Raw genomic sequence first — 21,570 nt, 5'->3', positions numbered from 1 at the left:
GGAGCAAGGGACTCGTGATGCCGAAATCGCATGTGATGCCGCGCCCGGTCGCCGGGCTGCCCATCGGCCGGGCGGCGCAGGCGAGCGGGGTGAAGGTACCGACCATCCGCTATTACGAGGAGATCGGGCTGCTGCCGGCGCCGGTGCGGAGCGAGGGCAACCGCCGGCTCTACGGCGCGAGCGAGATGCGCCGGCTCGCCTTCATCCGCCACGCCCGCCAGCTCGGCTTCGAGATCGACGCCATCCGCATGCTGCTGAAACTGCAGGACGAGCCGGATCAGTCCTGCGCCGCTGCCGACGCCATCGCCCGCGACCGGCTGGTTGAGGTCGAGCGGCGTATCGCCAGCCTCACCGCGCTGAAGGCGGAGCTGACCCGCATGGTCGAGGGCTGCTCGCATGGCCATGTCGGCGAGTGCCGGGTGATCGAGGTGCTGGCGGACCACGGCGAGTGCCGTCACCACGACTGAGCGGGGCGCAGACGAAAGGGGCGCCGAAGCGTTTCCGCCCGGCGCCCCCCTGCAGGCCGACCCGCCCCCCGGTGACGGCCTGAACTGGTATCTCTATGCCTTTATCCGCGCCATGGCGGGGTCGTAGGGCGGTTGAAGGAACGCGGTGGCCGCGACGCGGGTTCCCGCGACCTCGAGCTCGTAGCGACCCTCGAGGACATGGGCGGCATCGACGCCGGCGGGGTCGCGGACATAGCCGTAGCCGATATTCGCGCGGAGCGTGTAGCCCCAGCCCCCGCTCGCCAGCCAGCCGGCGCGGCGGCCGTCGCGGTAGATGGTCTCGCGGCCGAGCAGGACGATGGCGGGATCCTCCACCCGGAAGCCGGCGAGCAGCCGCGGCAGCGGCTTTTCCTTCTGCGCGACCAGCGCATCCCGGCCGAGGAAGGGCATGCCGGATTTCAGCTTCACCGCCCAGCCGAGGCCCGCGACCAGCGGGGAATGATCCGGCCCGATCTCGGCGCCCCAGGCGCGGTAGCCCTTCTCCAGCCGCAGCGTCTCGATGGCGCGGTAGCCGGCCGGGGCGAGGCCGTGCGGGCGGCCGGCCTCCATCAACGCGTCATGCACGGTGGCGGCGAACTCGACGGGGACATGCAGCTCCCAGCCGAGCTCGCCGACATAGGTGACGCGCAGCGCCAGCACGGGCGCGCCGGCGACCGAGAGGGTGCGGGCGGTGGCGAAGGGGAAGGCGGTGTTCGAGATATCGTCGCCGCACACCGCCGCCAGGATGTCCCGCGCGCGCGGCCCGAACAGCGAGAGCACCGCGCGCGAGGAGGTGACGTCGATCAGCCGCGCCTCCATCCCCTCGGGGATGTTCCGCGCGATCCAGTGCGCGTCATGGGTGGCGAAACCGGTGCCGGTGACGATGTAGTAACGGTCCGGCGCAAGGCGGGCGACGGTGACGTCCGCCTCGATGCCGCCGCGCGCGTTGAGCATCTGGGTGTAGACGAGGCTGCCGGGCTTCTTCGCCACGTCGTTCGCGCAGAGCCACGACAGCGCCGCCTCGGCGTCGCGGCCGACCAGCTCGAACTTGGCGAAGGAGGTCTGGTCGAACAGCGCGGCGCGCTCCCGGCAGGCCGTATGCTCGCGCCCGACCGCGGCGAACCAGTTCGGCCGACCGAAGGAATAGATGTCGCGCGGCTCATCCTCGTCACCCGCGAACCAGTTCGGCCGCTCCCAGCCGAGCTTCTCGCCGAACACCGCGCCCGCCGCCTTCAGCCGGTCGTAGAGCGGCGAGCGGCGCAGCGGGCGCCCGCTCGCATGCTCCTCGGAGGGCCAGGCCATGGTGTAGTGCTTGGCATAGGCTTCCAGCGTGCGGGTGCGCACCCATGAGGTGTCGCGGTGGTTGGCGCCGAAGCGGCGGATGTCGACCGGCCAGAGGTCATAGGGCGGTGCGCCCGTCGCCACCCATTCGGCCAGCGCCATGCCGGCGCCGCCGCCCGAGGCGATGCCGAAGGCGTTGAAGCCGGCGCCGACGAACACATTCTTCACCTCCGGCGCCTCGCCGAGGATGAAATTGCCGTCCGGGGTGAAGCTTTCGGGGCCGTTGATCAGCTGCTTGATGCCGGCCGTCTCCAGCGCCGGCACGCGGCCGAGCATGAGCTGCATGATCGGCTCGAAATGGTCCCAGTTCTCGTCGAGCAGGGCGAAATGGAAGTCCTCGGGAATGCCGTCGACGGCCCACGGAATGGGATTGGGCTCGTAGCCGCCGGCGACCAGGCCGCCGACCTCCTCCTTGTAGTAGGTCAGGCGGTCGGGATCACGCAGGGTCGGCAGGTTGCGCGGCACGCCTTCGATCGCCTCGGTGACGATGTACTGGTGCTGCACCGGCACCAGCGGGATGTTCACCCCGGCCAGCGCGCCGATCTGGCGCGACCACAGGCCGGCGCAGATCACCAGCTTCTCGCAGGCGATGCGGCCGCGATCGGTGACGACCGCGACGACCTTGCCGTTCGCGACCTCGATGGCGGCGACGCCGACATGTTCGGCGATGGTGACGCCGGCCTGCCGCGCACCCTTGGCCAGCGCCTGGGTGATGTCGGAGGGGTTGGCCTGGCCGTCGGTCGGCAGGAAGGCGGCGCCGACCACGTCGCCGATCTCCATCAGCGGCCAGAGCTGCTGCGCCTCCTTCGGGGTGAGCAGCTGCATGTCGAGGCCGAAGCTCTTGGCGGTGGTGGCCTGCCGCTTCACCTCGGTCCAGCGGTCCTGATTGCAGGCGAGGCGCAGGCCCCCGTTCATCTTCCAGCCGGTGGCGAGGCCGGTCTCCGCCTCCAGCCGCTTGTAGAGCGCGACGGAATCGCCGAGCAGCTGGGTGATGGAGGCGCTGGAGCGCAGCTGCCCGACCAGCCCCGCCGCATGCCAGGTCGAGCCGGAGGAGAGCTGGTTGCGCTCCAGCAGGATCACGTCGGTCCAGCCCATCCGGCCGAGATGATAGGCGACCGAGCAGCCGACGATGCCGCCGCCGATGATCACGACGCGGGCGGAAGCGGGCAGGTCCGGCTTCGAGACGTCCGGCTTCGAAACGTCCGGCATCAGTGTTCCATCTCGTTGAACCGGGCCAGCGCCGCCTCGAACCGCGCGAGGTTCTCGGCGGTATAGGCGCGGTAGTCGAAATCGAGGGTGGAGTGCAGCTCCGACACCATGCTCCACAGCGCCTCGCGCAGCAGCGAGGCGGTGAGCATCGCCTGGAAGCGCCGGCGCAGGCCGTCATCGGCCGGCCGGCCGAAATAGGCGGCGAGCAGCGCTTCGCTCAGCGCGGTATCGAAGCCGTTATTGGAGGCGAGGCCGCCGAGATCGAACAGCGGCGAGTTGAAGCCGGCATAATCCCAGTCGATCAGCCAGAGACGGTGGCCGTCGTCGAGGAAATTGGCGGGGAGCAGGTCGTTATGGCCGAACACCATCTCCACCGGCCCGACCGCCGCCTCCAGCCGACCGGCGGCCGCCAGCAGGCGCGGCAGCTCGGCGACGAGGCGGTGGTCTCCTTCCCGCAGCGTGTGGGCGTAGTCGCGGATGACGTGGAACACCCAGAAGGCCAGGACCGGCCCGCGCAGGTGCCGCGGGACGTCGCGATGGGTGCTGCGGACGAGGGCGACGATACGGTCGAGGTCGGCGCGCACGTCGGCGTCGGAATAGGTGCGGCCCTCGATGTAGTCGAGCACGACGATGCCCGGCTCGGCGTGCAGCACTTCCGGCGAGATGCCGGCGGCATGGGCGGCGCGGCTGGCGGCGAGCTCGTTGAAGCGCATCACGCCGTGCACGGGGATATCGGCGCCGACCCGCACCACCCGCCGCCGGCCGGCATCCTTGACGAGGAAATTGGTGTTGGTGATGCCGCCCTTCAGCGGCACCGGCTCCACCGGCCCGCTCCAGATGGGCAGCGCGCGCACGCGCGCCGCGGCATCGGCGGCGCTCATCGGGCGGCGCCCGGGCGCTGGGGGAGGGGGGCGAGGGCAGCGATGGACGGCATGCGTGCTCCGTGACCTCCCGAGGATCGCCGCATTTCCACGCAATGCAACAGAAATCCTCATTTATGTTGATTTGTCCCGCCGCGACTCCACAATACCCGCCATCATGACCACCGGCTCCCCGACCCTTCCCGTTCACCCGACGCGGTGGCAGGCCGCCATCATCGCGCTCGTGCGCGACGCGGGGGTGGCCCGCATCGCCGATCTCGCGGCGCGGCTCGGCATTTCCGACGAGACGGTGCGCCGGCATATCCGGGCGCTGGTCGAGGCCGGGGTTCTCACGCGCGAGCATGGCGGTGTCGGCTGGGCGGGCGAGGCCGGGGCGCCGGCCGGCGAGGAGGCGCCTTTCCACCGGCGGATGCGGGTGAATGCCGCGGCGAAGCGGGCGATCGGCGAGGCGGTGGCGGGGCTGGTCGCGGACGGGCAGGTGCTGCTGATCGACACCGGCTCGACCACCGCCTATGTGGCGCAGGCGCTGCGCCGGCGGCGCGACCTCACCGTCGTCACCAATTCGCTGGAGATCGCCCGCCATCTGGTCGGGCGCAACGGCAACCGGGTCTACATGGCGGGGGGTGAATTGCGGGCCGACCTCGCGGCGGCGGTGGGGCCGGAGGCGCTGGCCTTCATCCGCCAGTTCCGCGCCGATCTCGCCATACTCTCGGTGGCGGCGATCGACGATGCTGGCCAGTTCATGGATTTCGACCTCGACGAGGCGCGCATCGCTCGCGCCATGATCGAGGGGGCGGCGCGCTGCCTGGTGGCTGCGGACGCGTCGAAGTTCGGCCATCGCGCGGCCGTGGCGATCGGCGCCGTCGGCACGCTGGTCACCGATGCCGCGCCCGCCCCCCCGATGCGCGCGGCGCTCGAGGGTGCCGGCACGCGGGTGATCGTCGCCGGCTGAGCCTGTTCCGCAAAAGTTGAACGACTTTTGCGATCAGAACAGGCTCCAATATCCCGCTCAGGCGACGGTGAAGCCGTGGGCGAAGGGGTCGCGGTCGTCGATGAAGATCGTGTTATAGCCGGTCATGCGCGCCCAGCCGCCGATGGAGGGGATGATGGCCGGCTTGCCCGCCACCTCGACGGCCTCTTCCACGCGGCCCTTGAACAGCGAGCCGATGATGCTCTCGTGCACGAAATCATCCCCCGGCTTCAGCCTGCCGAGCGCCGCCCATTGCGCCATGCGCGCCGAGGTGCCGGTGCCGCAGGGCGAGCGGTCGATCGCCTTCTCGCCGTAGAACACCGCGTTGCGGGCATGGGCCTCCGGGTCGCGCGGGGCACCGGCCCAGAGGATGTGGCGCAGGCCGCGGATCTCCGGGTGCTCGGGATGCACGAACTCGTAGCGGGCGTTGATGGATTCGCGAAGGCCCCGGCTCATCGCCACGAGGTCGCCGGCCGAATGATCGGCGATGTCGCGGAAGGCCGGCTGCGGGTCGACGATAGCGTAGAAATTGCCGCCATAGGCGACGTCGAAGCCGATCTCGCCGAGGCCGGGCGCTTCCGCCGTCAGCCCCTGCGCGTGGAGAAAAGCCGGCACGTTGGTGATCCGCACCTCCTCCACATACTGCCCCTCCTGCCGGTAGGTGGCGACGACGAGGCCGGCGGGCGTGTCCAGCCGCAGCACGCCCGGCGTCTTCGGCGTCACGAGGCCGTGCTCGATCGCCATGGTCACCGTGCCGATGGTGCCGTGGCCGCACATGGGCAGGCAGCCGGAGGTCTCGATGAAGAGGATGGCGACGTCGCAATCGGGCCGGGTCGGCGGGTAGAGGATCGAGCCGGACATGATGTCGTGGCCGCGCGGCTCGAACATCAGCCCGGTGCGGATCCAGTCATACTCCGCGATGAAATGGGCGCGCTTCTCGATCATGGTGGCGCCGGTAAGGTTCGGCCCGCCGCCGGCGACGAGGCGCACCGGATTGCCGCAGGTATGCCCGTCGATGCAGAAGAAGCTGTGGCGCGCCATGGGAGGATCCCTCAGGGGTCAGAAGCGGTCGGGTCGGAACGGATCGAGCGGGATCGCCGGCGCGCGGCCGGCGAGGAGATCGGCCACCAGCGCGCCGGTGGCGGCGGACTGGGTGAGGCCCAGATGGCCATGGCCGAAGGCATGGACGATACGCGGCGAGGCGGACGAGGCGCCGATCACCGGCAGGCTGTCCGGCAGGGAGGGGCGGAAGCCCATCCATTGCCGTCCGCCCGCGGTGTTCAGCCCCGGCAGGAAGGTCGCCGCCTTGGCCAGCATCGCCTCCGAACGCCGGAAGTTCGGCGGCGCCTTCAGCCCGCCGAGTTCCACCGCGCCGCCAACGCGGATGCCGGTGGCGAGCGGCGTCACCACGAAGCCGTGGCCGCCGAAGGTGAGCTGCCGGCGCAGGTCGAAGGCGCCGGGCGACAGCGTGGTGTTGTAGCCGCGCTCGGTCTCGAGCGGCACCCGGTCGCCCAAGGCCGCCGCCAGCGGGCGCGACCAGGCGCCCGCCGCGAGCACGGCGCCCGCGCCGTGCAGCACCTCGCCGCCGGCGAGATCGATCCTCACGCCCTCGCCCTCGGGGATGAGGCGCGTCACCTCGCCATGGCTGATCGCCGCACCGCCTGCCATGACATGATCGAACAGCGCCATGGCGAAGCGGTAGGGGTCGGCGACGGTCTTCCAGTCCGGGGTGAAGGTGCCGGCGACGAAGCGCTGGGCAAGACCCGGCTGGAGTTCGGTGAGCCGGGCGCCGCGCACATGCTCGAAGGCGATGCCTTCCCGCTCGCGCGCCGCCCAGCCGGGCCGGGACGCGGCGAGTTCCGCCTCGCTCTCATAGAGCTGGAGATTGCCGTCGGCCCGGACGTGGCTTTCCAGCCCGGCGCGGGCGACCATCGCCATCATGCTGCGGGCGGCGTGGCGCATCAGGCTCGCCTGCGCCCGCGTGCTGGCCTCCAGCCGGTCCGGCAGGCTGGCGCGCCAGAAGCGGACGAGCCACGGCGCGATGCGCGGCAGGTAGGCGGGCGGAATGGCGAGCGGGCCGAGCGGGTCGAGCAGCCATCCCGGCGCCTTGCGCAGGATGCCGGGCGAGGCCAGCGGCAATATGTCGGTGAAGGCGAAGGCGCCGGCATTGCCGAAGCTCGCCCTTTCCGCCACGCCGCCGCGCTCGACGAGCCGCACCCGCCGGCCCTCCGCCTGCAGGTGGAAGGCGCAGGCGAGGCCGACGATGCCGGCGCCGACGATGAGGATCTCGTTCGACTGGGACGCTGGTGTCGGCAATCTGCTAACCGCCGTTCTGTATCGGAACTCCCCTTCCCGCAGGCGGGTGGGGTGAATGCTGTGCCGGCGCTCGGCGCGGTGCGCCGGCATGGAGATCCTTGCCCTCATGGCCGGGCTTGACCCGGCCACCCAGATGCCGGGGCAGGGAGTACCCGGTGCCATGGGTCCCCGGGTCAAGCCCGGGGATGAGGGTTGCTCCGTGGATAGCCGCTCACGCCGCCTTGGGCAGGCTCGGCAGCGCCGGGCGGACGGCGAGCGCCTCGCGCACGATGGTCTCGACCGCGGCACGGCGCTCGCCTTCCAGCGGCAGGCGCGGGGCGCGCACGGTCTCGGTGGTGCCGGTGACCAGCGCCTCGACCAGCTTCAGGTTCTGGACCAGGTAGGTCGACACGTCGAGATCGAGCAGCGGGCGGAACCAGCGGTAGATGGCGAGCGCCTCGTCGTAGCGGCCGGCCTTCATCAGCCGGTAGATCGCGACGGTCTCGTGCGGGAAGGCGATGACGAGGCCCGCCACCCAGCCGACCGCACCCACCGCCAGCGCCTCGAAGGCGAGGTTGTCGACGCCGGTGAAGACGTCGTAGCGGTCGCCGAGCGCGTTGAAGATCTCGGTGGTGCGGCGGATGTCGTCGGAGGATTCCTTGATGGCGACGAAGCGCTTGTCGCTCGCCAGCTCGGCCATCACCTCGACGGTGACGTCGACCCGGTAGGCGACGCGGTTGGAATAGATCATCACCGGCAGGTCGGCGGCCTCAGCGATGGTGCGCAGCGTCGCCACCGTCTCCTTCGGGTTGGTGTGGTAGACGAGGCTCGGCACCACCATCAGCCCGTCCGCGCCGGCCTGCGCGGCGCGCCGGGCCAGCGAGGCGCAGTCGCGGGTGGCGGCATCGGCGATGGTCATCAGCACCGGCTTGCGGCCCGCCACGGACTTCGCGGTCTTCAGCACGGCGAGCCGCTCGTCATGGGAGAGCATCGGGCCCTCGCCGAGCGAGCCGTTGACGATGAGGCCGTCGACGCCCGCCTCGATCTGGAAGGCGAAGCTCTTCTCCATCTCCCGGTGATCGAGCTCGTCGCCCGGCGTGAACTTGGCGGTGACGGCGGGGAGAATGCCCTTCCACATGGCGCGGCTCCTTGAGATGGCGCCAGGGGCGCCGGCGCGGCTGCCGGTGGCCGCGGGAAGATGGCTCGCCTGTCCGGCCAGGCGCTTCAGGATCGTGTGCGGCATGTATCTATCTTTTGGATCCAATTTGCAATATACAATTATCGACGGAACAGCAGAATCGGGAGGGCGACCCGCGTGAAGCTTCAGGCGACCGATATCGGCCGGATGGCCTCGGCTTCGGAGGTGATCTTCGAATCGCTGCGCGACGCCATCACCCGCGGCGACCTCGCGGAGGGAGAGGCGCTGCGGCAGGACCATATCGCCCGCCTGTTCAACGTCAGCCGCATCCCGGTGCGCGAGGCGCTGACCCGGCTGGAGGAGCAGGGCTTCGTCGCCACCCAGCGCTACAAGGGCGCGGTGGTTTCCTCGCTCTCCATCGCCGAGATCGAGGAGATCTTCGACTTCCGCGCGCTGCTGGAGACCGAGGTGATCCGGCTGTCGGTGGCGCGCATCACCGAGGGCGCGCTCGCGCGGGCGGCCGAGGCCTGCCGGGCCTTCGCACGGGAGGGCGATCCCGCGCAGTGGGGCGAGCTGAACCGGCGCTTCCACTACGCGCTCTACGAGGATGCCGGCCGGCCCTATTATCTCCAGACCATCGGCGCGGCGCTCGACAAGGTGGAGCGCTATCTGCGCGCCCAGCTCATCCTCACCGACGGCATGGCCACCGCGCGCGCCGAGCACGAGGCGATCCTCGACGCCTGCCTCGCCCGCGATGCGGGACGGGCCGCCGATCTCACCCGCGCCCATATCCGCGATGCCGGCCGATCGCTGATCGGCTTCCTGGAGCGGACGCGGCCGGCGGCGGGGGACGGCGTCCCCGGTTGAACGCATCGCGCGATGCGCCCATGCTGCCGGCGCAGCAGGGAGCCGCCGCCATGCCGGTCTACCGAGCGCCGGGCGTCTATGTCGAGGAGATCGCGTCGGAGCACTGGACCATCGAGCCGGTGCCGACCTCGATCGCCGCCTTCCTCGGCGCGACGGCGGAGGGGCCGACCGACACGCCGGTGAGCCTCTACAACAGCGGCGATTTCGAGCGGGCGTTCGGCCGCCTCGATCCCGCCCTGCCGCTGCCCGTCGCGGTGGCGCGGTTCTTCGAGCAGGGCGGCGGGCAGGCGGTGGTGGTGCGCGTCGGCGGCCTCGACGGCGCGCCCGATGCCGCCGCGCTGATCGGCGATGCGGCGGCCGGCACCGGTCTCCACGCGTTTGAGCGCGTCGACACGATCAACCTGCTGCTGACGCCGGGCATCAGCGACCCGGCCGTGCAGGCGGCGGCGCTCGATTATGCCGAGCGGCGGCGGGCGCTGTTGCTGATCGACCTGCCGGAGAATGTCGAGACGCCGGCGGCGGCGCTGGAATGGCGCGCGGCGAATCCCGGCCTGCTGCGGCCCGAGGCGGCGGCGTGGTTTCCTCGCCTCGCGGTTTTCGATCCCCGGACCGGGCAGGTGGGGCCGATCCTCGGCAATACCGGCGCGATCGCCGGCATCATCGCCCGCACCGACGTCCAGCGCGGCATCTGGAAGGCGCCGGCGGGGACGGGAGCGGATCTCAGCGCGTCTCTCGTGCCGGCGCTGGCGGTGGACGACGACGGCAACCGAAAGCTCAATCCCGCCGGCATCAACGCCATCCGCCGCTTTCCGGCCAGGGGTACGCTGGTCTGGGGCGGGCGGACGCTGTCGACCGATCCCGAATGGAAATACATCCCGGTGCGGCGGCTGCATCTCCACATCCTCGAGAGCCTCGCGCGCGGGCTCCGGCGGGCGGCGCTGGAGCCGGACGGGGAGCGCCTGCGCGCCAGGGCGCGGGAGGCGGCGGATGGCTTCCTCGACGGGCTGTTCCGCGCCGGCGCCTTCGCCGGCCGGACCCCGCGCGAGGCGTGGTTCGTGCAGACCGTGGACCTGCCCGGCAGCGCGGGCGGCGGCTTCGACCTGCTGGTCGGCCACGCGCCGGTGCGGCCGGGCGAATTCCTCATCGCCAAGCTGCGGGTCGCGACCGCGCCGGCGTGAGGCGCCTCACTCCTCCAGCAGGCGCCGGGCGATGACCTGCGCCTGGATTTCCGCCGCGCCCTCGAAGATGGAGAGGATGCGCGAATCGCAGAGCACGCGGGAGATCGGGTATTCCAGCGCGAAACCGTTGCCGCCGTGGATCTGCAGCGCGTTGTCCGCCGCCGCCCAGGCGACGCGGGCGGCGAGCAGCTTGGCCATGCCGGCCTCGAGGTCGGTGCGCCGCCCCTCGTCCTTGGCCCGCGCGGCGAAATAGGTGATCTGCCGGGCGATCATCACCTCCGCCGCGATCAGCGCGATCTTGTCGGCGACGCGCGGGAAGGCGATCAGCGGCTTGCCGAACTGGATGCGCTCCTCGCCATAGCGCAGGCCGAGCTCCAGCGCGTTCTGGGCGACGCCGACAGCGCGGGCGGCGGTCTGGATGCGGGCGCTCTCGAAGGTGGTCATGAGCTGCTTGAAGCCCTGCCCCTCGACGCCGCCGAGCAGGTTCTCGGCCTTCACCTCGAAACCGTCGAAGCCGATCTCGAATTCCTTCATGCCGCGATAGCCGAGCACCTCGATCTCGCCGCCGCTCATGCCGGGCGCCGGGAAGGGGTCGTCCTCGGTGCCACGCGGCTTCTCGGCGAGCAGGATGGAGAGGCCGCGATAGCCGGGCTCGTCCGGGTTGGTGCGCACGAGGAGCGTCATCAGGTCGGCGCGGACCGGATGGGTGATCCAGGTCTTGTTGCCGCTCACCTTGTAGACATCCCCGTCCTTCACCGCCCGGGTGCGCAGCGAGGCGAGGTCGGAGCCGGTGTTCGGCTCGGTGAAGACGGCGGTGGTGAGCATTTCGCCCGAGGCGATGAGCGGCAGGAAATGCTGCTTCTGCGCTTCTGTGCCGCCGCCGAGGATGAGCTCGGCCGCGATCTCCGAGCGGGTGCCGAGCGAGCCGACCCCGATCCAGCCGCGCGAGAGCTCCTCGGTGACGACGCACATCGTCTCCTTGGGCAGGCCGAGCCCGCCATATTCCTCGGGAATGGTGAGGCCGAACACGCCGAGCTCGGCGAGCTTGGCGAACAGTTCGAGCGGGATGTAGTCGTTCGCGAGGTGCCATTCATGGGCATGCGGGGCGACCTCCTCCTCGACGAAGCGGCGGATTTCCGTGCGCATCGCCTCGAAGGTGTCGTCGAGCCCGGCATCGGCAACGGTCGGCGCCCCTTCATTGGCGCGGATGCGGGCGACGAGCGCGGCGCGGGCCTCGGCGGTGTTGCCCTCGGCGATGAGGGTGGCCACCGCCGGATCGCCGGTGAAGGCGGCGAGCGCGGCGGCGGAAAGGCCGAGGTCGGCGGGGCGCACGAACTCGATCTGGCTCATGGGAATGCCGCCGGCGATCTGGGCGAGATATTCGCCCGCGGCGATCCGCACGATCAGCGCCTCGCTGGCGCCGAAGCGATCCTGCTCCTTCAGGCGCGCGGCATAGGCCGCCATCTCCCGCACCGCGAACACATAGGTGCCGAGCCAGGCGAGGCCGTGCGCGGCGTGCTGCTCGCGCTCCAGCAGCGCCGGGGCGATCCGGCCGCCCTCGCTGACGCGTGCCCGCACCGCCTCGGTCGCTGCCGCCAGCAGCAGGTCGGCGGCCGTCGCGGCGCGCCCGGCCAGCTCGATGAGACCGGCGGCGTCGGCGAGGCCGGACACGGTGGGCGTGGTCAGGCTGGACATCGGCGAGGGCTCCCTGAACGTCATCTGGTTGTTGTGCGTTGCGACAGGATCGGAGGTTACGACGGGATTTTCGCGGTGCAACACGCAATAAGGCGAAGGCGGGAGGCTGAGGGCGTCCGGCGCGCGCCGCGTGGCTGGCCGGCACCGCGGCCTTTTCCGGCCGCTGCCGTCCCCCGTATCGGCCGCCGCGATCATCGGGCGGACTTGCCATTTGCGCCGCGACGTCCGATGTGAGGCGCGGGAAGCCGAGCGGAGAGCGTTTCTTGCTGCGCGCCTATGACATCGCCTGGGACGCCTTCTGGCGCTTCGTCGAGGATGACGGCTGGGCGATCGCCAGCCATATCGCGCTCTCCGCGCTGATGTCGCTGTTCCCGTTCCTCATCTTCGTCACGGCGCTGGCCGCCTTCTTCGACTTCAAGAACCTCGCCGACGAGACTGTGCAGCTGCTGCTGGAGGCGTGGCCGGCGCAGGTGGCGGGGCCGATCGGCGGCGAGATCCGCAACGTTCTGACGCAGGTGCGCACGGATGTGCTGACCTTCGGCGTGATCCTCGCCATCTACTTTTCCTCCAACGGCATCGAGAGCCTGCGCATCGGGCTGAACCGCGCCTATGGCGTGCGCGAGCAGCGGGCGTGGTACTGGCTGCGGCTGGAATCGATCGGCTATGTGCTGGTGGGCGCGGCGGGACTTCTGGCGCTCTCCTTCCTCGTGGTGCTGGGGCCGGTGCTGTGGTTCGCCGCCGTGCGGATCGCGCCGGGGCTGGCGCCGTTCGGCTGGGTGATCGCCTTCCTGCGCTATGCGGCGACCTCCGCCATCCTGGTGGTGGCGCTGGTGGTGGCGCATATGTGGCTGCCGGCGGGGCGGCGCACGCTGACCGAGGTGGCGCCGGGCATCATGGTGACGCTGGCGCTGTGGCTGGCGGCGGGCGCGGCGTTCGGGCGCTATCTGGCGGAATTCGCCGGCAATTACGTCACCACCTATGCCGGTCTCGCCTCGGTGATGATCGCGCTGGTGTTCCTCTACACCACCGCCTCGATCTTCGTGTATGGCGGCGAACTCAACGCCGCGATACGGCGCCACCGGATGGGGCGGTAGGGGCGAACGGCTCGGCCGGGGTTGATCCCGGTCAACGCGATGCGCCGACCCTCCTGCTCTGCTGCCATCGCCCGCTTACGGGCACGCAGAGGAGGCGCGCATGGTCACGCAGGACAGGCTCCGCATCGAGGCCGGCACATGGGTCGTCATATGCGACGGGCGCAAGGCGCTGGTGCTGGCCAACAGGGGTGACGCCATGTTTCCGAACCTGCGCACCGTCGAGGTGCACGAGCAGGACAATCCGCGCAGCTCCGAGCAGGGCAGCGACGCGCCGGGCCGGGTGCACGCCTCGGTCGGCGCCGCCCGCAGCGCCGTCGAGACGACGGACTGGCACGCCGAGGCGGAGCGCGCCTTCCTGCGCGGCGTCGCGCTGCGGCTGGAGGCCGCGCTGGCCGCCGGCGAGACGCGGCACCTGATCGTGGTGGCCCCGCCCCACGCCCTCGGCCAGCTCCGCACGCTCTATCCGCGCGCGGTGCAGGCGGCGCTCGCCGCCGAGATCGACCGCGACCTCGTGCGGCTGCCCATCCACGAGATCGAGCGGCATCTGGTGGGCTGAGGCGGCAGGCCCGCGGCCGCGTCAGCGACGGAAAGCCCTCCACAGGCGCAATCCCGGAACGGCCGGAGGTCGTATCCGGGATTGCGCGGCTATCCTGGTGAGCGATCCCGGCTCGCAGGCTTCGCCCGCGTCCGGGATGACGGTGCTCCGAGGGGTCTTCCCGACAGTCCCTCAGAAGTCCCGCAGCAGGCGTTCGAGGTAGTCGAGTTCGAGGCGCGGGCGCTCGGGTTCGCCGATGCGGCGACGCAGTTCCTCGAGCACGCGACGGGCGCGCTGCATCTCGATGTCGTCGGGCACCTTCACGGTGACGTCGTCGCCATAGTCGCGCGAGCGCATCGGCCGGCCCATCGGGTCGTTCCGCTCGGCGGTCTCGCCGGAGGGGCCACTGCCGGGCTCGTTGCCCTCGCCGGGCTGCATGGCCTGCTGCATCGACTGGGCGCCCTTGCGCAGCGCCTGCAGGGCGCGGCCCTGCGCGTCGACGGCGCCCTGGCCGTCGCCCTCGCCCAGCGCCCCTTCGGCGTCGCGCATGGCCTGCTCGGCGTCGCCGAGCTGCTGGCCGCCGGGGCCCTGCCCCTGCCCCTGGCCTTCGCCGGGCTGCTGGCCGGGTTGACCCTGCTGCCCCTGTTCGCCCTGGCCCTGCTGACCCTGCTGGCGCATCGCCTGCTGCATCTTGTCGAGGAGCTGGCGCAGCTGCTGGCGGAGCTGCTCCTGGTTCTTCTGCAGGTCGCCGAAGGCCTGCTGGTCGCCCTCGCCCGGCTGCTGCTGTCCCGGCTGCTGGCGCTGGCCGCGCTGGCCCTGCTGGCCGCGCTGACCCGGCTGGTTGCCCTGCTGCTCGCGATAGGTGCGGTCGCGCAGGCGCTGCTGCTGCTGGATCATGTTGCCGAGCTGGTCGAGCGCGTCGGACATCTCGTTCTGGCCGCCGCGGCGCTGCTGCGGGCGCGCGTTCTGCAGGCCGTTGAGCATGTTCTGGAGTTCGCTCAGCATCTGGCGGGCGGCGTCGCGGGCGCCGTTGCGCGCCATCTGCTCGATGCGGTCGAGCATGCGGCTGAGATCCTCGGGGCGCACCAGGCGGGTGTTCGGGTCCATCGGACCGGTGGCCTGCTCGGGATTGCGCTGGGCCTGCTCGGCCAGCGCCTGCATGAACTTGTCCATCGCCGCGCGCAGATCCTGCGTGAGGCGCTGGATCTCCTCGTCGCTGGCGCCGTTCTCCAGCGCCTGCTGCAGCGCCTCCTGCGCGGCGCGCAGCTGCTTCTCGACGTCGGAGAGGTCGCCATCCTCGATATGGACGGCGATGTCCCAGAGATAATCGACCACGCCGCGCAGATCGTCGTCGCTGCGGGCATTCCGCAGACGGGTGTGGGCGGTGGTCAGCCCCATATAGTGGCTGAAATCGGGAGTGAACTTGTCGGGCTCGATGGCCAGCGCGGCGAGCGCGCGCTCCACCCGCGGCCGCGAATCGATGTCGAGTGCCAGCGTGCGCCGCTGCTCGATCAGCGCGCGGGCGAGCGGGTTCGAGAAGCTGCGCGCCGGCAGGACGAAGCTGCGCGGCTCGCTGCTGCCGACATTGCCGGCCTCGTCGCGGGCGGTGAGCGTCAGCGTCACCCGCGCGCCGGCCCAGGGGTTCTCGGTGAAATCGCGGCTGGTCTGGCCGACGCCCGAACGCGCGCGCGATCCCGGCAGCGGCAGGGGGAAGTCGGGTGCGGCGACGAGGGCGCGCGGCGGCTTCGGCGCCGGTGCGTTCTTCAGCGCGTAGAGCGGGCGGGGCGGCGGCGCGAGGGCGAATTTCGCCTCGGCGCTGGCCACGCCGTAATCGTCCTCGACGCGGTAGCTCAGCGCGATGCCGGTGCGGCCCTGCGCCTGCGGCTCCTTGGCGAAGCTGATGGTGGGCGCGCGGTCGGCGACGGTGGAAAAGCGCCAGGAAACATGGCCGCCATCGGGGCCGGAAAGGCTGGCGCCGCCATCGCCGGCGATGACGAAGCGCTGCTCCTGCCCGGCCTTGCGGGCGGCCTCGCGGCTCGGCGCCGGCGCGGCGGGAGCGGCAGCCGCTTCGGCGGTCTTCGCCTCGGCCTCCTGCGGGGCGACGCCGCCATCGGTGGCGACCGGGGTGGCGTCGAGGCCGGTGACGCGAACCACCAGCACGCTGCCGGCGGGGACGGTGAGCGCGGCGGCGTTGACGCCGCCCGGGGCGGCGGCCGAACCGGAATCCGGCCCCTCCGCCGAGCGCAGGCCCGGCAGCACCACCGGCGGGCGTCCGGTATAGGCCGGCGGGGTCACCCAGGCATCGATGCGGTAGGGGGTGGGGGGCACCGCCTGCGACCAGTCGAAGGCGGCGAGGATGCGCCGGGCATGATCGCCGGAGGCCATGAAGAAGGTCGCGACCACGCCGAGCGCGACGAGGGCACGGAAGGCGCGCGGGTCGACCGCGGCGAGGCCCGGCGAGGGAAGGCCCGCGCGCAGCCGGCTGATCTGGTCGCTCATCCGGGTGATGTGCGCGCGCCAGAGCGCCACGGCGACGGGATCGTCGGGGCGGCTGGCGAGCTGGTCGGCGAGCGCGGTGGCCGGCCGGTGCGGCAGGCGGCTCTCGCGGTCGAGCCGGCCGAGCGCCTCGCTGCGATCGGGCGGGCGCACGCGCATGGCCGGGATCAGCGCGACGGCGAGCAGCACGAAGGCGAGGACGACGCCGGCGATGCGGGCGAGCGGCGGCAGCACCAGCCAGAGCCCGGCCCAGGACGCGATGAGGAACAGGCCGATCGCCAGCAGCACCGCCACGACGGCCGGCCAGACGCGCTCCCACAGGATGGCGTCATGGGCGCGCTTCAGCGCGCGCTCCAGCCGATGTTCGACCACCGCCGCCGCCTGCATCGCCTCCGGCGTGCCGCGGCCGTCCGGTCCCGTCGCCTCATTCGTCTCGGGTGTCGTCGTCACGCGTCCTCAAGCCTCCGACACGCCAGCCCACGCGCAGCCTATCACGCTGGGTCAGCGACACCAGCCCTGCCCTCGTAATGTGCGCGCCCAGTCCTTCGGCAGAGGCTGGCGGGCAATGGCGGGCGAATTGTGGCGCGGGGTGGCGCTCAGGCGAGCCAGTCCGGGAGGCGGTCGAGGGCGATGATGGCATCGGCATCGAGGCGCGGGCGGACCAGCGCCGCCGTGTCGCCGCGCACCAGAATCTCGGCAATCAAAGGGCGCGTGTTGTAGGTCGAGGCCTGCACCGCGCCATAGGCGCCGGCGGTCATCACCGCGAGGAGGTCGCCGGCACGCAGCGCCGGCAGCGGCCGCGCCAGCGCCAGGAAGTCGCCCGATTCGCAGACCGGGCCGACGACATCGGCCACCAGCCGCGTACCCCCGGGGGCCGGTTCGGCGATGGGCACAATTTCGTGATGGGCGTCGTAGAGGGTCGGGCGGATCAGGTCGTTCATCGCCGCGTCGACGATGACGAAGGTCTTGCCCTCGCCCTCCTTCACATAGATCACCCGCGTCACCAGCACGCCGGCATTGGCGACTATTAGGCGGCCGACCTCGAAGACGAGGCCGAGGCCGAGATTGTGGGTGTGGCGCTTGATCAGTGCGGCATAGTCGGTGGGCAGCGGCGGATCGGGCTCGCCCGCGACATAGGGCACGCCGAGGCCGCCGCCGAGATCGAGATGGGTCAGGGGGTGCCCGTCCGCCATCAGGTCGCGGGCCAGCTCGGCGAGCAGGGCGGTGGCGTTGTCGAACGGCGTCAGGTCGATGATCTGGCTGCCGATATGCATGTCGACGCCGGTGATGGCGAGGCCGGGCAGCCGCGCCGCCAGCGCATAGACCTCCCGCGCCCGCGACACCGGGATGCCGAACTTGTTCTCGGACTTGCCTGTCGAGATCTTGTGGTGGGTCTTGGCGTCGACGTCCGGGTTCACCCGGATCGAGATCGGCGCGACCTGCCCGCGCGCGGCCGCGACCTCCGATAGGGCATGGAGCTCCGGCTCGCTCTCGACGTTGAAGCACATTATGCCGGCGTCGAGCGCCGCGGCCATCTCGGCGCGGGTCTTGCCGACGCCGGAGAACACGATCTTCGCGGCCGGCACGCCGGCGGCCAGCGCACGCTTCAGCTCGCCTCCCGAGACGATATCGGCGCCGGCGCCGAGGCGCGCGAGGGTGGCGATCACCGCCTGGTTGGAATTGGCCTTGAGCGCGTAGCAGAGCGTCGACTTCACATCCGCGAAGGCGGCGGTGAAGACCTGGTAGTGCCGCTCCAGCGTCGCGGTCGAATAGGCGTAAAACGGCGTGCCCACCTCATCGGCGAGCGCGTCGAGGCTCACATCCTCGGCGTGGAGGACACCGTCGTGATAGGCGAAGTGATGCATCGGGAAGGGTCCACCCGCTCCTCAGAGCAGGCCGTCGAGAATGAAGGGCTGGTTCGGCCGCACCGGGCCGGTGTCGCGGGGGCGCTCGGTCTTCGCGCCCGGCACGGCGGAGGCGGCGTGATGGCCGCTCTCGGGCGCGCTCGCCTGCGCCTCCGGGGGCGGCTGCAGCGGGCCGCGCACGCCGCAGCCGCCGAGCAGCAGGGCGATGCCGGCAAGGACGGGCAACGCCGCGCGGGCGCGGCGGGCGGGGCGGACGGAACGCGGCACGGACGGAATCCTCATCGAGTTCGGCTCACTATAGCGAAGGCTGGCGGAAAGGCGAGACGCGCCATGACGCAGCGCACGCGGTCCGGTCGCACTCAGCCCAGCTTCTTGAGCCAGCGTTTGGCCTGCGCCCGCACGTTCTTCGGCGCGGTGCCGCCATAGCTCACGCGGCTCGCCACCGATTTCGACACGGAGAGTACGCCGAACACTTCCGCCGTGATGCGCGGCTCGACGCCCTGCATCTCCTCCAGCGTGAGCTTGTGCAGCGGCGCGCCCTTGCCGGAGGCCAGCGCGACGATGCGGCCGGTGACGTGGTGCGCCTCGCGGAACGGCAGGCCGAGCACGCGCACGAGCCAGTCGGCGAGGTCGGTGGCGGTGGAATAGCCCGAGCCGGCGGCGGCCTTCATCCGCGCCTCGTCCGGCGCCATGTCGCGGACCATCCCCGCGGTGGCGGCGATCATCAGCGAGAGCGTGGAGAGCGCGTCGAAGGCCCCTTCCTTGTCCTCCTGCATATCCTTGGCATAGGCGAGCGCCAGGCCCTTCATCACCATGAGCAGCCCCGAGAAGGCGCCGGCGATGCGGCCGATCTTGGCGCGCACCAGCTCGGCGGCATCCGGGTTGCGCTTCTGCGGCATGATCGAGGAGCCGGTGGTGAAGCGGTCGGAGAGCTTGAGCAGGCCGGTGAGCGGCGAGGTCCAGATCACGATCTCCTCGGCGAAGCGGGAGAGGTGCATCGCCGCGATCGAGGCGGCCGCCAGCGTCTCGAGCACGAAATCGCGGTCGGAGACCGAATCGAGCGAGTTCGCGGTGGGACGATCGAAGCCGAGCGCCTTGGCGGTGGCGAAGCGGTCGATCGGGAACGAGGTGCCGGCCAGCGCGGCGGCGCCGAGCGGGCATTCGTTGAGGCGCGCGCGGGCATCGGCGAGGCGCCCCCGGTCGCGGGAGAGCATCTCGACATAGGCGAGCAGATGGTGGCCGAAGGTCACCGGCTGCGCGGTCTGCAGATGGGTGAAGCCGGGCATGACGGTGGCCGCATGCGCCAGCGCCCTCGTTGCCAGCGCCTTCTGCAGGTCCTGGAGCTGGGCGTCCAGCGTGTCGATGGTGTCGCGCACATAGAGGCGGAAGTCGGTGGCCACCTGGTCGTTGCGCGAGCGGGCGGTGTGCAGCCGTCCGGCCGAGGGGCCGAGCAGCGTGGCGAGGCGGGATTCCACGTTCATGTGGATGTCCTCCAGCGCCCGCTGGAAGGTGAAGTCGCCGCGCTCGATCTCTGACAGGATCGTGTCTAGACCTTGGACGATCTTTTCGGCATCACTCGCGTCGATGATGCCCTGTGCTGCCAGCATCGCCGCATGCGCCTTCGAGCCGGCGATGTCCTGCGCGGCGAGGCGCTGGTCGAAACCGATGGAGGCGTTGATCTCCTCCATGATGGCATCCGGGCCGGTCTCGAACCGGCCGCCCCACATCTTGTTGCTCATGCGTGTTGTTCCCTGCGAGGCCGGCCATGACCGAACGACCTGACGAGACCGCCACCGCGGCTCCCGCCGGGCGCGGGTCGCGGCTGCGCGCCATCGCGATCGTGGCGTGCGCCCTGGTGGCGGGCGCCGCCGTGGGGCTCGCAGCCCTATACGGGATGGAGGGCGCGCCGCGCAACGCCGACAATGGCGCGGCCGTCGGGAAAGCGGCGACCGCGGATGCGGTGAAGGGCTGCGCGGCAGCGGTGGCGACGGCGCAGCGCCTGGTGCCGCTGGCGAAGGGCGAACTCGCCGCCTTCGCCCCGACGCTGGAGCCCAAGCGCCTGCCGGAGATCGCCTTTCAGGACGGCGAGGGCCGCCCGCTCACCCTGACCGGCGTCGGGCCGGGGCTCAGCCTCGTCAATCTCTGGGCGACCTGGTGCGCGCCCTGCCGCAAGGAGATGCCGGCGCTCGACCAGTTGCAGGCGGCGCTCGGATCGGACCGCTTCCGCGTGGTGGCGATCAACGTGGATACGCGCGATGCCGACAAGCCGCGCAAATTCCTCAACGACATCGGCGTCGCCAGCCTCGCCTATTATGCCGATCCCAAGGCGGCGAGCTTCCAGACGCTGCGTGCCGCCGGCCGCGGCTTCGGGCTGCCGACCACGCTGCTGGTCGACGCCGAGGGTTGCGAGATCGGCCACATCGCGGGCCCGGCCGAATGGGCCGGCCCGGATGCGCAGGCGCTCATCCGCGCGGCGCTGGAAGGCCGTCAGGCGGCGCGCTGAGGGCCGCCCTCACGGGCAGTAGTCGATATAGCCGAGCAGTCCGGGCATGCGGATCTTGCGCGTGGTGCGGCGGAACACGCCATAGCCCTCGCGCGAGCCGCCATTGTTGGTGTTGCCCTCGATCGTGGTGAGGGTGCCCTTGCTGCGGTTCACCGCTTCGACGATGCCGGCGTGGCCCTTGCCGCCGCCGGTGTCCAGCAGGAACACCATGCCGGGCTTCACGGTCTGGGCGCTGGCCTTGTTGGCCGGCACGACCGTGATCGATCCGGTCTGGCGCTTGCTCCAGAGCGCGTGCACGCCGGCGGTGCGGAACAGCGGCGAGGCGCCCGCGAAGGCCTGCGCGAACACCCATTGCACGAAGGAGACGCACCAGGGGAAGTTGCCGGCGGCCGGGTTGATGCCGGCGGCGCGGTGATAGAGGTCGACCTGCGGGCCGCGATTGGAGCCCACCGGCTCCTCCCGCACGCCGATCTGGCCGCGGGCGATGGTCAGCACCGCCTCGCGCGGGCCGCTGCCCGCGGCCGGTGCCGACGGCGGCGCCAGCGCCTCGGCCCCGAACAGGGCGGCCCAGGTTTCCGGCCCGACGCGGCCGTCGACGTCGATCTCGCCGCCATTGGGATCGGTATAGCGGGCCTGGAACAGGCGGACGGCGTTTTCCGTCGCCTCGCCGAAATCGCCATCTTCCAGCAGCCCGCTGCCGAGCAGCTGGTTGAGGCGGGCCTGAACGCGCTGGACATCGAGGGAATCGAACGTGCCCGGCTTCAGCAGATGGCCGGGATAGAGCGGTGCGGTTTCCACCGGATCAGGCATGGCGTCCTCCCCCCTCGGATGGTCGCAACCCGGGGCTGGCCGGACGGCAGCACTCCCGTTGCAACCCGATGCCTGTCTATACACGCAATGGGATCGTTATGCGCGTTAAAAGTGTATTTCGCTGATCTTCGCCATACCGTGCCGCGGGTGGGCGCTTTCGGGTGGCAGGGCCGCCCGCAAGGGCCTATGTGAGCGGCGGGTTCGCGGC

18 protein-coding genes are annotated in these 21,570 nt (G+C 71.3%); 7 read left to right on the top strand and 11 right to left on the bottom strand.

Going from position 1 to position 21,570, the window contains the following annotated elements:
* The first annotated feature begins 17 nt into the window (after positions 1–17).
* Entirely contained in the window at positions 18–467 is a 450-nt protein-coding gene (locus ACEUEL_RS20840) for a MerR family transcriptional regulator (protein WP_405709750.1), read from the top strand.
* A gap of 93 nt (positions 468–560) precedes the next feature.
* Here ACEUEL_RS20840 and ACEUEL_RS20835 read toward each other — a convergent pair whose 3' ends face one another.
* Together ACEUEL_RS20835 and ACEUEL_RS20830 are read right to left on the bottom strand one after the other, a co-directional pair.
* On the bottom strand, positions 561–3,035 hold the full coding sequence (locus ACEUEL_RS20835; protein WP_405709747.1) for a GcvT family protein: 2,475 nt from the start codon (positions 3,033–3,035) through the stop codon (positions 561–563).
* Complete coding sequence (locus ACEUEL_RS20830; RefSeq protein ID WP_405709745.1) at positions 3,035–3,916, bottom strand: phosphotransferase; 882 nt, start codon at positions 3,914–3,916, stop codon at positions 3,035–3,037. The genes ACEUEL_RS20835 and ACEUEL_RS20830 overlap by 1 nt, the downstream gene beginning before the upstream one ends.
* Before the next feature lie 157 nt (positions 3,917–4,073).
* Between ACEUEL_RS20830 and ACEUEL_RS20825 the strand changes: the two genes are divergently transcribed.
* Positions 4,074–4,868, top strand: a complete 795-nt coding sequence (locus ACEUEL_RS20825; RefSeq protein WP_405709742.1) for a DeoR/GlpR family DNA-binding transcription regulator — start codon at positions 4,074–4,076, stop codon at positions 4,866–4,868.
* A gap of 57 nt (positions 4,869–4,925) precedes the next feature.
* Here the strand turns inward: ACEUEL_RS20825 and ACEUEL_RS20820 are convergent, their stop codons facing one another.
* From ACEUEL_RS20820 to ACEUEL_RS20810, 3 genes are all read right to left on the bottom strand, one after another.
* Complete coding sequence (locus ACEUEL_RS20820; protein WP_405709739.1) at positions 4,926–5,927, bottom strand: 4-hydroxyproline epimerase; 1,002 nt, start codon at positions 5,925–5,927, stop codon at positions 4,926–4,928.
* A gap of 18 nt (positions 5,928–5,945) precedes the next feature.
* On the bottom strand, positions 5,946–7,202 hold the full coding sequence (locus ACEUEL_RS20815; protein ID WP_405709736.1) for an NAD(P)/FAD-dependent oxidoreductase: 1,257 nt from the start codon (positions 7,200–7,202) through the stop codon (positions 5,946–5,948).
* Positions 7,203–7,413: 211 nt separating this feature from the next.
* Positions 7,414–8,319 carry a dihydrodipicolinate synthase family protein gene (locus tag ACEUEL_RS20810; protein WP_405710230.1) on the bottom strand — a complete coding sequence of 302 codons (906 nt, stop codon included), beginning with the start codon at positions 8,317–8,319 and terminating at the stop codon, positions 7,414–7,416.
* Positions 8,320–8,496: 177 nt separating this feature from the next.
* On the opposite strand from ACEUEL_RS20810, the gene ACEUEL_RS20805 reads away from it, so the two are divergent.
* On the top strand, positions 8,497–9,186 hold the full coding sequence (locus tag ACEUEL_RS20805) for a GntR family transcriptional regulator (protein ID WP_405709733.1): 690 nt from the start codon (positions 8,497–8,499) through the stop codon (positions 9,184–9,186).
* A 50-nt stretch (positions 9,187–9,236) separates the two neighbouring features.
* The gene (locus ACEUEL_RS20800) at positions 9,237–10,364 is read left to right on the top strand and encodes a phage tail sheath family protein (protein WP_405709730.1); all 1,128 of its coding nucleotides are present in this window, start codon (positions 9,237–9,239) and stop codon (positions 10,362–10,364) included.
* Positions 10,365–10,370: 6 nt separating this feature from the next.
* Here the strand turns inward: ACEUEL_RS20800 and ACEUEL_RS20795 are convergent, their stop codons facing one another.
* Positions 10,371–12,059, bottom strand: a complete 1,689-nt coding sequence (locus ACEUEL_RS20795; protein ID WP_405709728.1) for an acyl-CoA dehydrogenase family protein — start codon at positions 12,057–12,059, stop codon at positions 10,371–10,373.
* Positions 12,060–12,322: 263 nt separating this feature from the next.
* On the opposite strand from ACEUEL_RS20795, the gene ACEUEL_RS20790 reads away from it, so the two are divergent.
* Positions 12,323–13,153 carry a YihY/virulence factor BrkB family protein gene (locus tag ACEUEL_RS20790; RefSeq protein ID WP_405709726.1) on the top strand — a complete coding sequence of 277 codons (831 nt, stop codon included), beginning with the start codon at positions 12,323–12,325 and terminating at the stop codon, positions 13,151–13,153.
* 100 nt (positions 13,154–13,253) lie between these two features.
* On the top strand, positions 13,254–13,709 hold the full coding sequence (locus ACEUEL_RS20785) for a baeRF12 domain-containing protein (RefSeq protein WP_405709723.1): 456 nt from the start codon (positions 13,254–13,256) through the stop codon (positions 13,707–13,709).
* Positions 13,710–13,880: 171 nt separating this feature from the next.
* On the opposite strand, the gene ACEUEL_RS20780 is transcribed toward ACEUEL_RS20785, so the two are convergent.
* The 4 genes from ACEUEL_RS20780 to argH all read right to left on the bottom strand — a co-directional run bounded on the left by ACEUEL_RS20780 (position 13,881) and on the right by argH (position 19,788).
* Positions 13,881–16,634: a TIGR02302 family protein gene (locus tag ACEUEL_RS20780; protein WP_405709720.1), complete on the bottom strand. Its 2,754-nt coding sequence runs from the start codon at positions 16,632–16,634 to the stop codon at positions 13,881–13,883.
* Positions 16,635–16,780: 146 nt separating this feature from the next.
* Positions 16,781–18,049, bottom strand: coding sequence for a diaminopimelate decarboxylase (gene lysA, locus ACEUEL_RS20775; protein WP_405709717.1), 1,269 nt, complete (start codon positions 18,047–18,049; stop codon positions 16,781–16,783).
* 21 nt (positions 18,050–18,070) lie between these two features.
* The gene (lptM, locus tag ACEUEL_RS20770; RefSeq protein WP_405709714.1) at positions 18,071–18,316 is read right to left on the bottom strand and encodes an LPS translocon maturation chaperone LptM; all 246 of its coding nucleotides are present in this window, start codon (positions 18,314–18,316) and stop codon (positions 18,071–18,073) included.
* 92 nt (positions 18,317–18,408) lie between these two features.
* Complete coding sequence (argH, locus tag ACEUEL_RS20765) at positions 18,409–19,788, bottom strand: argininosuccinate lyase (RefSeq protein WP_405709712.1); 1,380 nt, start codon at positions 19,786–19,788, stop codon at positions 18,409–18,411.
* Between the two features lie 26 nt (positions 19,789–19,814).
* On the opposite strand from argH, the gene tlpA reads away from it, so the two are divergent.
* Complete coding sequence (gene tlpA / locus ACEUEL_RS20760; protein ID WP_405709709.1) at positions 19,815–20,552, top strand: thiol:disulfide interchange protein TlpA; 738 nt, start codon at positions 19,815–19,817, stop codon at positions 20,550–20,552.
* Between the two features lie 9 nt (positions 20,553–20,561).
* On the opposite strand, the gene ACEUEL_RS20755 is transcribed toward tlpA, so the two are convergent.
* Positions 20,562–21,362, bottom strand: a complete 801-nt coding sequence (locus tag ACEUEL_RS20755; RefSeq protein WP_405709706.1) for a CHAP domain-containing protein — start codon at positions 21,360–21,362, stop codon at positions 20,562–20,564.
* Positions 21,363–21,570 lie beyond the last annotated feature (208 nt).

It is taken from the genome of Ancylobacter terrae (assembly GCF_045108345.1).
Taxonomy (GTDB): Bacteria; Pseudomonadota; Alphaproteobacteria; order Rhizobiales; family Xanthobacteraceae; genus Ancylobacter.
Note: the sequence above shows the minus strand (reverse complement) of the source record. Positions and strands in the feature narration are given on the sequence as shown.